The organism is Erwinia endophytica (assembly GCF_009295515.1).
In the GTDB taxonomy this organism is placed as follows: domain Bacteria; phylum Pseudomonadota; class Gammaproteobacteria; order Enterobacterales; family Enterobacteriaceae; genus Erwinia; species Erwinia endophytica.
Genome location: NZ_RQVV01000001.1, coordinates 1 through 12836, shown reverse-complemented (window position 1 = coordinate 12836; position 12836 = coordinate 1). Strand labels below are relative to the sequence as shown.

Genomic DNA, 12836 nt, shown 5'->3' with positions numbered 1-12836 from the left:
AATAATGAAAACAGCTGGACAGATTGCAGAAATTAAACAGTCACTGAAGCAGAAGGGCGTGGAATATTGCATTGGCGCGTGGGTGGATATTCACGGTGTACCGAAGGGCAAAGTGGTGCCGATTGAACATCTCAGCCAGATGGCGACCGGATCGGAACGTTATACCGGCTACGCTCTGGATGGTCTGGGTCAGTTACCCAACGAGGATGAGCTGACCTCGGTTCCGGATCTCGATCATATCATCCAGTTGCCGTGGGAGCCGAAAATCGCCTGGATGCCGGCGGATAACCATTTTCAGGGCAAACCTTATGATCTCAGTACTCGCGTAGCGCTGCAAAATGTTTTGCAGCAGGCTAACGAGATGGGGTTTGGTTTCAATCTGGGGATTGAATGTGAAATCTATCTGTTGAAGCGGGAAGCTGACGGCTCGCTGACCGTGCCGGAGAAAGACAACAAACTGGTTAAACCGTGCTACGACCTGCAGGGGTTTGTTGATCAGTTCGCGTGGCTTGATAAGGTTTCCAGCACAATTAACGCACTGGGCTGGGATCTTTATTCCCTCGATCATGAAGATGGCAACTCGCAGTACGAGTTTGATTTTAATTATGCTGATGCGCTGACCTCTTGTGATCGTTTTATTTTCTTCCGCTTCATGGCCAAACACTATGCCAAAGAGCTGGGGCTGGTGGCCACGACCATGCCGAAACCGTTTGCGGATAAGACTGGCACCGGTGCGCATTTCAACATGTCGCTGTACGATTTGCAGAGCGGTGCCAACCTGTTCAGGCATCAGCCGGGTAGCCAGGACGATCCGTGGGGGCTGGGACTGAGCGAAACCGGTTATCACTTTATCGGCGGTCTGCTTAAACATGGTCGCGCCTTATGCGCCGCTTTCGCGCCAACGGTAAACAGCTATAAACGTCTGGTGCGTCAGGGGGCGATGAGTTACTTCAGTTGGGCGCCGGTATTCAATTCCTGGGGCTCCAACAACCGGACCAATGCGGTTCGCGTACCGGCTGGCGGCGGACGCTGTGAATCGCGTAACGCCGACGGTGCCGTCAATCCATATCTGGCCGCAACACTGGCGCTGGCTGCCGGGCTGGAAGGCATCCGCGAGAAAATCGATCCGCGTCAACCCAATGAGGATAATCTCTACGCGATTGGTGAAGAGGAACGCAAAGCGCGCGGTATTGATTTCCTGCCGCAGAATCTGCTGGAGGCGGTGCAAGCCTTCGACAGCGATCCCTTTGTTGAAGCGACGTTAGGCAAGGCGCTGAAAGATGAGTTTGTGAAATACAAGCTGCAGGAATGGAACAGCTATCATCTGCATGTCAGTCAGTGGGAAATTGACCGTTACAGTACGATTTTTTGAGATGAGTAACAGTCAGACGTTAGCGCTGCGGGTGACGCAGCGCGTACAGAACGGCGGTGTTTTGCTGCTGGAGCTTCGGGCGGCGGAGGACGGCGAGTTACCGCCGTTTACTGCTGGCGCGCATATCGCGCTACAGCTGGGCAATGGATGGGTACGACAATATTCGCTGTATAATTCGCCGATGGAACAGCACCGTTATTGTATTGCGGTACTGGTCACTCGCCATTCCCGGGGGGGAGGATTGTGGTTGCAGGAACATGCGCATCCCGGCACGGTATTGTCGGCCAGTGGGCCAGTGAATCATTTTCCGTTGGCGAGTGGCGATCGTCCGTTGTTGCTGTTGGCGGGAGGGATTGGGATTACGCCACTGTTGGCGATGGCGGAAGTTTGCGCCAGACCGTTCGCGTTTCACTACGTGGGGCGCAGCGAGACGTTAAATGTGTTTGGTTCCCTGGCGCATTTGGGGGTGCAGACGCACACTTCGATTGAAGACAGCCTGTTTAGCGAACTGACGCCGCAAACGGCGGTATATCTCTGCGGTTCCGGTGCTTTTATGGCGGCGGCGCGGGAGGCGTTGGCGGTGCAGGGCGTTGCTGATGAGCGGATTTTTGCCGAATCATTTTCACTGGCATGGCGGGAGTCGGAGCGGGGTTTTTGGCTGGAGATAGCGGATGACTCGCGCAGGATTTGGGTCAGTGGTCAGCAGACGATGGCGGAGGCGCTGATTGCCGCAGGGTATGATGTGGCGATTTCCTGTGGTGTCGGGCAATGTGGCAGTTGTGCGCTGGATATGGTCGCGGGTGAGGCCGATCATCGCGATAGCTATCTGACCGATGAGCAAAAAGCGGCGCAGCGACGGGTGATGCCCTGTTGTTCGCGGGCATTGTCAGCTGTTCTGGTGATTGATGCGCCGGAATAATGGATTTTTGAGGTCACCCCAGCGCAATCGTTCGCAGGCGCCCGGTCTCCGTCTGTAAACGGCTGAGCCATCTCTGGCTCTTAAGGTGCTGCTGCATGTCCGCTGCCTGTGGACGGGTTAGTCAGAATGAGCGTAGCTGACTGACAGTCAGTGAGCTACGTAGAACAGGCACAGGTTGTCAGTCATGCAGACACCATGCGCGCCGTTATTCAGAGCGAATGATTTGTCGTTGGGTTTAGCGTGGTTCAAGCTGCTCGAATACAAACTCGCGCATGACCTGAATGGCATGTTTGTATTTGAACGTAGGGAACATCACGTTGCGAAACAGTACGCCGTCAAGAAAGGTTGAGATAAGCATCGCCATATCCGCCGGGTTTACTTCGCGGAACTGTCCGGCGGCGATGCCTTCTTTGATGGTGTTCTTCAGGATCACGGATTCTTTCTCGTAGAACTTTTTGATCGCTTTATCAATAGACGGGATCCGACCATTGGTACTGGAGTAATCGAGACTGATTTTTGCCAGTTTCTGCAGGAGATGAAACTGCAGGATGTGGATTTCGATCCACAGGAACAGAATATCTTTCGGACTATTTTCGCTGCCGATAACGTTGTCGAACTTGCGGAAGGCGTTCTCCACCGTGGTTTCGATAACCTTGACGAACAGGTCTTCTTTGGAACCGAAATAGTAATAAATCAAGGCCGAATTCAACCCGGTTGCCGTAGCGATATCTTTGATCCTGACGGAGGAATAATTCTGATGCGCAAACAGCTCGAAGGCAGACGACTGCAACAGTTCAGCCACTTCGCTCTGGGATTTCTTGGCTTTCCTGCCGGTCTCACTGCGGGAATTTGTCGTTTCCTTCATCTGGTCACCCTTATGACGCCGGCGTTGAGTACGCGTAAGATTAAGTTAACTGATTAATTAATTATATCATATTCGGGAGCGGGATCAGCATGAACACGCAGGGATTTCATCGAACAGGCGACCTCTGTTTGCAGTATGGCGGGGTACTGGAGCAGGCGACGATCGGCTGGCAGTCTTTTGGGCAACTCAACGGGGCACGGGACAACGCCGTGGTACTGTTCAGTTACTACACGGGGACGCACCAGAGTTATTATCCCTTGATTGGCCCAGGGCGAGCGCTCGATCCCGCCCGTTGGTATATTGTGCTGATCAACATGTTCGGTAATGGTGTTTCGACTTCGCCCAGTAACTCGCTCACACAGCCCGGCAGCCGGTTTCCGCCGGTTACGTTGATCGATAATATTAATGCGCAGTATTCGCTGCTGATTGAGACGTTGGGCGTCGAAAAGATAGCGCTCGCCAGCGGTTGGTCAATGGGGGCGATGCAGGCCTGGCACTGGGCCGCCGCCTGGCCGGATCGCGTGCAAAATCTGCTGGCTGTCTGTGGTTCCGCCCGTTGCTGGCCACTGAATCAGGTATTTCTGGATGGGGTGAAGTCCGCGCTCCAGGCCGACCCACTCTGGCAGAATGGGCGCTATACTCAGCCGCCTTTACAGGGACTGGATGCATTTGGTCGTTGTTATGCGGGTTGGGCATATTCAGCACAATTTTTCCGTGAGCGGTTGTGGCGGAAACTGGGCTTCGACAGCCAACAGGCGTTGCTGGATGACTGGGCGCGGGATCATCAGCGCTGGGATGCCAACGATCTGCTGGCCATGCTCTTTAGCTGGCAGCAGGCCAACATTGCTGAACTTCCGGCATATCGTGGTGATTTTAACGCGGCACTGGCGGCCATTACTGCCCGGACGATGGTGATGCCGTGCAATACCGACCGTTATTTCACCCTGGAAGAGGGGGAAATCGAATGTGAACAGCTCAGACATGGCGAGTTCAGGCCAATCATTTCTCCTTTTGGCCACTGTGCCGGCGCGCCGGGACGCTTTGTGGACGAAACCGCGCAGATTGAACAAGCCATGCGGGATTTACTGGAATAACAGGCCGGTCACTTACCGGCCTGTCGGCGTTAGCCGATAATGCTCAGTTCTACCACCCGCCCCTGATCAAACCAGGTTTCCAACCCGGTAACGCGCAGTTCCAGGGTGCCTTCCACTACTTCGCCAATGTATGAAATTGGCAGCGGTTCGTCAGCGGTATCATCACCGTAGACCACACAAAATTGCTGACGCGGACTGTAATAGCATACTGCGCCGGTCACCTGGCCGTACTGCTCACGGCGCAGTTTGCCGACCTCTTCGGTTTTGTATTTATTCTCCCATGGCGCGACGATCGGCATGGTGAAAAACACCATATCGCCGATCAGTTTGCCGTGCTGCAGCACGCTTTTCATCGGCAATTTTTCACGCAGTACTTTACACAGATTGGGGACCTTGTCATCCCACACTTCAATTACGCAGACTTTCTTGTCTGCCACACTCATCTGTAATTTCATGATTTCTCCTGGCTGTCAGGCTTTGACGCGACGGAAGCCGTCACCCAGCCCCCATGGAAGAATAAAATCGACCCACATATGCAGGCGGTTAGCCCAGGAAAGCGCCGCATGCGACAGGCGCACCAGCTCGTCCAGAGTCTGACAGTCGGCGGCAACCTGCACATAAGTGTGCAGTAATTTTGCGGCTTGCGGCAGGCTGACGAAATCAAAGAAGTCAGCTTTATAGCCGATGATCTCTTTAATGAGCATCTGCAGGGTGTTTAAATCCGCTGTCTCCGGGTTATCCTCCGCTACCCGGATCAAACCCCACAGCATTTCGTCAGCCAGCGTGCGGGCTTCACCTTCAGCAAAAATAATCGTACTGAGATACTGACCCCGGGCACCGGTGCCTCGTGGAACCTCTCCCCGACCCAGCGCCGCGATTTCGGCGGGTTGCTCGAACCAGATCTTTTCTCGTTGCTGATCGAAAAGCGCGATCGCGTCATCAACCGTCATAACTTTTCTCCTGTCATTGGCATCGTCTGAACCCTGCCCGATCAGTGGCATGGATTTAATTAATTGAATAATTAAATTTGCAAGCTTTGTGCCAGTCAGGAATTTAAATTAATCGGTTAATTAACAATGAGTTGATTTTGTCATGACAAAGGGATAGGCGTTACGTGCTGTAAGACGGTGCGTTTGCACCACGTTGAACCGATCGAATATCTCACATCATGCTCTCCTTACTGGAACCATGACCCAGTATTGAACAGGGAGATGTTTATCAGGCATATAGATATTTAATATTTCTACACAAGTTAAAATAAGTAGCAAAAATACTACATTTTAAGAAATGGCACATAAAAATAAGACAATTAATAATTAAAGGAATTAACAATTTCTGCATTTGCAGGTATTAAGCGATAATTATAATAACAAAGGATGCGGATTCTTTCAGGTTACAGGGAAGCTGACTAATGACAACACCTACTCCGAATATTCTGCGCACTGGGGGCGATCCTCGCGCATTGCCAGAGTTCATCGCACTGCGCCTTGAAATAGGTAAGCAGGGCCATACAGGACGTGATGAGGTTGACTGGCTGCGGGTAGAGCAACTAGCGATTGCGTTATTCCGGCTCAATGGCATGGACTTGCAAAGTGTGGCCTGGTACACGTTGGCCCGTGCCTGGCGAGCGGGTCTGGCCGGCCTGTGTGAGGGATTAGAAATCGTCACTGCGATGATGAAGTATCAGTGGTCAACCCTGTGGCCCCATCCTCTGCCTGCGCGTCTGGCGATCGTGACCTGGCTGAGTACGGGTTTGCAGCATGTATTGCTGGTGATGAAACTGACGCAGGATGATCTTTCCTTGCTGCTGCGGCTGGAAACGCAGCTTGATCAGAATATTGAAACGCTGGAGAAACTGGCACAGAAACATCTGTCACAGCTTGACCGACTGAAGGTACAGGTCAGCAGTGCGGTTAGCCGCTTGCAGCGTCCTGAGCAGGAACAGCAGCCGACCATACTGGCCGAAGCACAGGCTGAAAAACCGAATATGGATAGGGGCCAAATCCCCACTCATCGTTATAGTGATGATTTCACCCCGCTGATTTATGTTCCGCGTGATGTAACGAGTTCTACGCTCAATGTGAATTTTAGTTTTTGGGAGCGTAGCCGGGGTTTTTTTGCCGGTATGATCGTCATGGCGTTATTCGGAGCGATGGCGCTGTGGGGATATCAACTGATGCAGCCAGTTCCTGGTAAAGTGCAGAGACTGGCCCATCTGGCACAGCAAATTACCCCGCAACAGGGGAGATATTATGAAAACTGGCAGCAGGCGATTACTGACATGGCGCTGCCTGGCGAACAGATGCAATTATGGCGGACAGCGCATTTCAGGCTACAGCGTCTGAATGCCGAACTGAATTCCCCGGAGTTCCAGCGTACCCAGACGATGTCGGTAGCTGAACTGAAAGCGAGACTGGTGACGATTCAGCAACCCATGGAGGAAATGGTACCAGTAGAGGAGTTACTGCGTCAGTTAGAGGACAATCCTCACTCTCTGGTGTTGCGGGGAAAAATCGAACACCGGCTGAAACAGGCGATAGCGCGTTATGCACTGATCCTGCACCAGAATGGCGGGGATGATGAGGAAGAGTACTGATCATTCGCTCATAACCGGAGGCTTAATGCTGCTTATCAAATCGGTAGACCAGCACAAGGGCGATGATCAGCAACAAAATCGGTGGGACCAGGGTGGTTAACTGTACGTTGAGAGCTAATAACAAGCCCAGGTTAACGATAATTTTGTAGCTGATATAAGTGAATAATCCAATAATCACACCAATGGCTAAACGGCTGCCTAAACCCGGTGCGCGGGGATTACTGAAGGTAAATGGCACAGTCAGTAAAATCATTGCCATGATTAAAATTGGGCGCCCCAGTTTTTGCCATAACGCGAGTTTAAACTCCAGGCTGGGTTGACCGGTATTTTGCAAATAGCGAATGTAATGATTAAGTTGCTTAATGGAAAAACTATCACTGGGCATACTGAGCTCTTTCAGACTGGTATCAGTGAAAATGGATTGCCATTGCAAACTGTCTTTCGATTCTACGGCTTCTTTTCCATTCGCCCAGTTTTTCTGATTAACGTCATGCAGAATCCATATTCCATTATCCTGGACGGTGGCTTTTTCTGCATAAATATAGTAATCCAGCGAAAGATCAGGCTTGTAGTGAAATATCTCAATACCGATAGGTTGATTTTGCTCATCTAAGGCATTGACCGTAACAAATTCATTGTCTCGTCTGGCCCACAAGGCATTGCTGGTATTAACGGTATGCTCCGCCTGGGCCAGTGTGGCGTTTTTCAGTTGTAATGCGCGTTGCTGTAAGGGGGAGGCAACCCACTCATCTAATACACCTGATGCCAGCGTCAACATTAAACCTGAACATAAAACGATCCGGGCAATGCTGAAAATTGAAAAACCAGCAGTGCGCATCGCGGTTAACTCCTGGCTTTTTGACAGTTGACCAAGTCCGACAATCCCGCCGAGTAACGCAATAAAAGGCCCCAGATCGATAAACCATCTTGGCAATCTCATGATGACCACCAAAAGGGCCTGGGTCCAACGATATCCGCCAGCGCTAACATCCTCGAGCTCATTGATAAAGTCGAAGGTGGTAAAAAGCGGAACCAACAATGCGGCAGCGGCAGCAAAACCTATAAACAGGTTCCGTATTAAATAGCGGCTGAAAATATTCATCGAGATAATTTCTGCAGTAATGAGAATTCGCGTGCGATCAGTATCAATACCCCAATCAACATGATAAAGGGAACTAACCATACGCCAGGGATAGCGGGGAGGGTATTATTAGCAACCAATGTGCGACAGACATTACCGCCATAAAAAATGAGCGTAAATAATACCGCCAGGGGAAGAAGTTTCGCAAAACGTCCCTGACGGGGTCTGGTCCGGCTTAAGGAGACCGCCAATAGTGCCATCAGGATGGCATTGACGCCACGGCTTTCACGCCATTGCAATTCTGCGGTATCCTCAGGATCGGTAGAATGTGATAATGCGGCTATTGATGCAGACTTACTTCTTGTCTCGGTATTCTGGGTTTGTGGTTTAAGGTGCAAATTAAAATTATTATAAATTTGCTCGTTGTCATTGCTGCCTTTGTGATCCAGATGGTACGCCGTACCAGCGTGCAGTGTTACTGCAGGCGTGGAGGATGAAGGATCAATGACGTCCAGTGATTGAGCTCTAAAAACGGTGGTTTTGTTATCAGAGGGTATAAAAATCAGGACATCAGAGAGATGATTAGTGGCTGGATCACTCTGTTGGGCCAGGACCATTCTGCCGTTATCACTAAGGTTAAACTTTTTCGGTTGCAAATGGCTGACATCAAGTTCGGATTGAGATTGCGCTTTTAACTGATCGATTTGCGCATAGGCCCACGGTCTGCCGTACATAGACAGCAGCGTGACCAGTATGCCGAGCGGAATGGCGAGGATCAGAACCGCTTTATACAGCCTTATTGGGCTGGAGCCACAGGCAAACATGGCGGTTATCTCTGAGTCATGATAAAGCTGACCCAACGCAACGGCCACAGAGACATACAGGCCGACAGGGAGCAGCATCTCCAGTGAGATCAACACTTTGAAGAAAACAATATAGAACACGGCTTGTAGGGCTAAAATGCCATTGGCCGCATCAGTCAGATAGCGTTGGGCTGAATAACTTGCAAAAATGAAGATTAGAAACCCTACAATGATCATCACTAATCGGCGAGTTTCAACCATGATGTAGCGTTCAATCAAGTGCATATATTAAGAACATCCAACATTATCAAAAAAGGATACTGAGTATTTGTCAAATCACAGTTGACCATCGCTTGAGAAAACGATGAATACGCATTCAACTGGTTTGTGTCGCAGGACAATGTCACTAGGTTTTTTAATCATATAGATGATACTGATAGTGTACAATGGCTTTGTCGTGCTATACGGCCATTACCCGCACATCCAGTACCAATGAAGCGCGGTTGCCCACTTATCAGGCAGGACATGAGTCATGACCCATCGCCAGATGCTGGTCGTTTTGTCACCAGTGAGCACCGATTCTGTTTCACTACGATACACCCAGCCTACACCAGTCTACAGGTGCGTTGGTGTTTGCCGAATGATTTACTCATATCAGCGTATTGAGCGTCATTTGCTGACCCGATGATGCGGCCTGAAGTCCTCTTTGTCGCGTTTTATCGCCTTGCCTGCAAGGGGGGAGGTAACAAGCTCGCCACTTTGGTGGGTTCAATGAAGGCCTCCGCGCTGTTGTGCTGAGCGTTGCCACTCTCGTCGCCTGATGACAGCCATTATTGACCAGGATCAAAAGCCTTTAGGTTGGTTTGAATTTGGTTTATCCTGCTGCTCACTTGAGAGATACCGAGTCTGGCAGAAATGGCTAGTATGGCTGGTTTTTAACATGAAGCATTGGTTTTCTGATGGCGCTTTCCGCACCATCATACGTAATACTGCCTATTTAGGTTCAGGGAATGTCGCGAGTGCCTTACTGGGCTTAATCGCGTTGTCTTGTGCTGGTAAGGGCATGTCACCTGAGATGTTTGGCGTGCTTATCGTCATTCAGTCATATACCAAAGCGGTCAGTGACTTTATCAAGTTCCAGACGTGGCAATTCGTGGTTCAGTTTGGCACCCCAGCGCTGCATAGCAAAAATTTTCAACGTTTCCGCGATGTGGTTTCATTCTCTTTCGGTCTGGATATTGCCAGCGGGGCCGTTGCGATACTGGGTGGAATGCTCCTGTTGCCACTGTTGTCCCATTCGCTGGGGCTTGATGCAAAAAGTTTTAAGCTCGCACTGCTTTACTGTACGTTAATACCTTCTATGACCTCATCTACCCCGACAGGTATTTTACGCGCACTTGATCGTTTTGATTTGATTGCCATCCAGCAAGCGATCAAGCCTTTATTGATTGCTGTCGGCAGTATCATCGCTTATTTCGGTAACTTTGGTTTTACCGGATTTGTGATTACGTGGTATGCCTCAAACCTCTTCGGCGGCACGCTGTTTTGGTGGTTTTCTGCGCGTGAATTGCGCCGCAGGAATATTCATGGTGCATTAAAACCCGGGTTATTAAAAACCGCACGTAGAATAGAAGGTGCCTGGGATTTTGTCTGGACGACAAATATTTCGCATTCTATTTGGGCCGCTCGCAACTCATGCAGTACTGTTTTAGTTGGGATTATTTTAGGTCCGGCAGCCGCAGGGCTGTTTAAAATTGCGATGACTTTCTTTGATGCGGCAGGCGCACCGGCTAAATTGCTGGAGAAGAGTTTTTATCCGGAGATAATGCGATTAGACCCACGCACTAAAAGGCCCTGGGTGCTGGGGCTTAGATCAGCAATTTTAGCCGGAGGCATTGGTATCATTGTCGCTGTTGCTGTGATAAGCGTTGGTAAACCATTAATATCCTTGGTGTTTGGTTATAAGTATTTGCAAGCATATGATTTGATTCAAATTATGTTAAGCGCCATTATCGTGTCCATGGTGGGCTTTCCGCAAGAATCTTTGTTGTTTATGGCCGGTAAACAGCGGGTTTACTTATCAGCACAGATACTGGCTTCTGTATCTTATATCGTGCTTTTAGTCGTACTGTCTCATGCTTTTGGCGTGAAAGGTTCTGCTTTTGCTTATTTCGGGGGGCAATGTTTAGATGTGATTTTGTCTCTTATTCCGACTTTATGGGTTTATCGTCATCGCAGTTTACTGGGCTTTACCGCCCCCGTAGAGATTAATAAATGATTAGCAGTAAAAAATGGGAAAAATTCCCACCTGAAACCATTAGGTTATTATTTACTGCGGTTGAAGAGGATGATGTTGTCAATGAAGATACCACCTTACCGCAGTCTATTAATTTGCATTGCTCCCAGGAAAACATTAAAAAAAATTATGCATTGTGCCTGCAATTTTGGGAAGAAGGCTTTAAGCGCTCAGAATTGCTGGGATTAGTGCATAAATTATTAAAAGGCGATGAGTTATCAGAGGCCGAGCGGATGCAATTCAAGTATATCCGTGCACGCTATAAGCATTTACGCTTTGCTCAACGACTCTACAGTCAAAATCATGAGTCCGGCTTTTTATTTCGCCACACGACGGTAGTTTTGGGGCATTTTCAGGATGCCTTTCGTAATCGAAATAAAAATAATATTTCGTTTTACGGGAAGATCCTGCGTATTTACTTAAGTATGCCAATTTGGAAGCTGGTCCATTATCATCTACGTCATCCCCGCCTGGACAGGGAAGATGGCTTTGTTGCACATCGTCAGAGGCAAATACACGCGTTACGGACGCTGGTTGCCAGGCCGAAACTAACCGGAGAGGAATTCCATGATGTGCGTAAAATTATTAGCCAGCAAGTGTCTTACTATGACACGCTGAGATCCATCGATCCTGGCAATCAGGAAGCCTACAAAATTTCCCGATTTTTATCCAATATCAATGGGTTGATGGGCGATCGTCATGATGTGATGGTGGCAGATAAACTGGCAGGGCGAAAGCCATATGATGAACCTGCGATGTTAGATGACAATATTCGCCAGCCTTTGGAACTGCTGCTGGAGCGCTATTCTGTGTAAGTTTGTCAGCTAATCAGGTGAGGGGACTTATCCTGTCCCCTGCATATTTCAGGTTGCAGATGTGTTGGGCTATACAAGCGCCCCTCATCACCGACCTCTGAGTCAGGGCCAGGGAATGGCTCGTCGGCTGAGTTATTCGTTTCCTGACGGGGTGCCCCTGCGTTGGCAGTGGTCATACTGTTCAAATACGCTTCAGCGTTTTTGTCCTGCATTTTGAACTATTTTGGCTATATACTTAAAAGACAGCCGATAGTTGGAGTGCCTGCAAAAAAAGGAAACATTATGATTTTACGTAGATTGCTGGTCGTTTCTCTTCTCCTTTGCCCACTGATGGCGTCAGCGCATAATTTTGTCGTTGGTCAACGCATCACACCGGTAACCATTTCGAACCTGGGCGAGTTAGAGCTGGGTAATAATGGTGAGGTGACCTATAAAAGCTGGAAGAGTTCACAGCTGGAAGGCAAGGTCCGTATTATGCAGTACATCGCTGGGCGAAAATCCGCTAAAAAAAAAATTCATTGTTGATTAAAGCCGTTGCGACGGCGAATTTACCTGCAGACCGCTTTCAACCCACCACCATTGTCAACGCCGATGATATCTTCCCCGGTACTGGCATGTTCGTTCGTAGCAAAACTGAAAAAAACAAAATACATTACCCCTGGGCGCAATTTGTTATCGACAGCGAGGGAGTGGGGCGAAAAAACTGGCAGTTGGAAGCGGAGAGTTCAACCATCGTGGTGCTGGATAAAGACGGACGTGTACAGTGGGCAAAAGATGGGGCTCTGTCGCCGAAGGAAGTGGTCCAGGTGATGGCCCTGTTGCACAAATTAATTAAGGAAGATAAATCCTGAGCAGGGGCAGGACCGGATGGTGTGGCCTGTTTCGCTCATTATTGTATGGCGATGCCCTGTTGCGCATACGGGTGGTAAGGTCACTCCCTCTGGCAAAGCCGGCTTTTTCCCGTGGGTCACTTCTGGCCAGGCGGTGACTCACTT

11 protein-coding genes and 1 pseudogene are annotated in these 12836 nt (G+C 49.6%); 7 read left to right on the top strand and 5 right to left on the bottom strand.

From position 1 onward, the window contains the following. The first annotated feature begins 4 nt into the window (after positions 1-4). Both glnT and EH228_RS00055 read left to right on the top strand, forming a co-directional pair. A complete protein-coding gene (glnT, locus tag EH228_RS00060) occupies positions 5-1372 on the top strand; it encodes a type III glutamate--ammonia ligase (protein WP_152319668.1) in 1368 nt (455 codons plus the stop codon). A gap of 1 nt (position 1373) precedes the next feature. Further along, positions 1374-2291, top strand: coding sequence for a PDR/VanB family oxidoreductase (locus EH228_RS00055; protein WP_193323240.1), 918 nt, complete (start codon positions 1374-1376; stop codon positions 2289-2291). 235 nt (positions 2292-2526) lie between these two features. On the opposite strand, the gene EH228_RS00050 is transcribed toward EH228_RS00055, so the two are convergent. Continuing rightward, a complete protein-coding gene (locus EH228_RS00050; RefSeq protein WP_152319666.1) occupies positions 2527-3156 on the bottom strand; it encodes a TetR/AcrR family transcriptional regulator in 630 nt (209 codons plus the stop codon). 89 nt (positions 3157-3245) lie between these two features. Between EH228_RS00050 and EH228_RS00045 the strand changes: the two genes are divergently transcribed. Beyond that, complete coding sequence (locus tag EH228_RS00045; RefSeq protein ID WP_152319665.1) at positions 3246-4250, top strand: alpha/beta fold hydrolase; 1005 nt, start codon at positions 3246-3248, stop codon at positions 4248-4250. Positions 4251-4279: 29 nt separating this feature from the next. Here EH228_RS00045 and EH228_RS00040 read toward each other — a convergent pair whose 3' ends face one another. Both EH228_RS00040 and EH228_RS00035 read right to left on the bottom strand, forming a co-directional pair. After that, positions 4280-4705 (bottom strand): DUF3830 family protein, encoded by a 426-nt coding sequence (locus EH228_RS00040; RefSeq protein ID WP_152319664.1) that lies wholly within the window; start codon positions 4703-4705, stop codon positions 4280-4282. Positions 4706-4720: 15 nt separating this feature from the next. Beyond that, on the bottom strand, positions 4721-5200 hold the full coding sequence (locus tag EH228_RS00035) for a cucumopine synthase-related protein (protein WP_152319663.1): 480 nt from the start codon (positions 5198-5200) through the stop codon (positions 4721-4723). Between the two features lie 461 nt (positions 5201-5661). Here EH228_RS00035 and EH228_RS00030 point away from each other — a divergent pair, with 461 nt between their 5' ends. Then, complete coding sequence (locus EH228_RS00030) at positions 5662-6846, top strand: type VI secretion system ImpA family N-terminal domain-containing protein (RefSeq protein WP_152319662.1); 1185 nt, start codon at positions 5662-5664, stop codon at positions 6844-6846. Positions 6847-6868: 22 nt separating this feature from the next. Here EH228_RS00030 and lptG read toward each other — a convergent pair whose 3' ends face one another. Together lptG and lptF are read right to left on the bottom strand one after the other, a co-directional pair. Further along, entirely contained in the window at positions 6869-7948 is a 1080-nt protein-coding gene (lptG, locus tag EH228_RS00025; protein ID WP_152319661.1) for an LPS export ABC transporter permease LptG, read from the bottom strand. Next, entirely contained in the window at positions 7945-9015 is a 1071-nt protein-coding gene (lptF, locus tag EH228_RS00020) for an LPS export ABC transporter permease LptF (protein ID WP_152319660.1), read from the bottom strand. The genes lptG and lptF overlap by 4 nt, the downstream gene beginning before the upstream one ends. Before the next feature lie 655 nt (positions 9016-9670). Here lptF and EH228_RS00015 point away from each other — a divergent pair. The 3 genes and pseudogenes from EH228_RS00015 to EH228_RS00005 all read left to right on the top strand — a co-directional run bounded on the left by EH228_RS00015 (position 9671) and on the right by EH228_RS00005 (position 12692). After that, entirely contained in the window at positions 9671-11008 is a 1338-nt protein-coding gene (locus EH228_RS00015) for a lipopolysaccharide biosynthesis protein (RefSeq protein WP_152319688.1), read from the top strand. Further along, positions 11005-11841, top strand: a complete 837-nt coding sequence (locus EH228_RS00010) for a hypothetical protein (RefSeq protein WP_152319659.1) — start codon at positions 11005-11007, stop codon at positions 11839-11841. Before EH228_RS00015 ends, EH228_RS00010 begins: the two co-directional genes overlap by 4 nt. A gap of 282 nt (positions 11842-12123) precedes the next feature. Continuing rightward, a pseudogene (locus EH228_RS00005) lies at positions 12124-12692 on the top strand (YtfJ family protein). Positions 12693-12836 lie beyond the last annotated feature (144 nt).

Bases quoted from the DNA above. Each gene is read 5' to 3' on its own strand.
- EH228_RS00050 (WP_152319666.1), bottom strand. From the start codon at position 3,156: ATGAAGGAAACGACAAATTCCCGCAGTGAGACCGGCAGGAAAGCCAAG.
- EH228_RS00010 (WP_152319659.1), top strand. From the start codon at position 11,005: ATGATTAGCAGTAAAAAATGGGAAAAATTCCCACCTGAAACCATTAGG.
- EH228_RS00030 (WP_152319662.1), top strand. From the start codon at position 5,662: ATGACAACACCTACTCCGAATATTCTGCGCACTGGGGGCGATCCTCGC.
- EH228_RS00015 (WP_152319688.1), top strand. From the start codon at position 9,671: ATGAAGCATTGGTTTTCTGATGGCGCTTTCCGCACCATCATACGTAAT.
- EH228_RS00055 (WP_193323240.1), top strand. From the start codon at position 1,374: ATGAGTAACAGTCAGACGTTAGCGCTGCGGGTGACGCAGCGCGTACAG.
- EH228_RS00040 (WP_152319664.1), bottom strand. From the start codon at position 4,705: ATGAAATTACAGATGAGTGTGGCAGACAAGAAAGTCTGCGTAATTGAA.
- EH228_RS00035 (WP_152319663.1), bottom strand. From the start codon at position 5,200: ATGACGGTTGATGACGCGATCGCGCTTTTCGATCAGCAACGAGAAAAG.
- lptG (WP_152319661.1), bottom strand. From the start codon at position 7,948: ATGAATATTTTCAGCCGCTATTTAATACGGAACCTGTTTATAGGTTTT.
- lptF (WP_152319660.1), bottom strand. From the start codon at position 9,015: ATGCACTTGATTGAACGCTACATCATGGTTGAAACTCGCCGATTAGTG.
- EH228_RS00045 (WP_152319665.1), top strand. From the start codon at position 3,246: ATGAACACGCAGGGATTTCATCGAACAGGCGACCTCTGTTTGCAGTAT.
- glnT (WP_152319668.1), top strand. From the start codon at position 5: ATGAAAACAGCTGGACAGATTGCAGAAATTAAACAGTCACTGAAGCAG.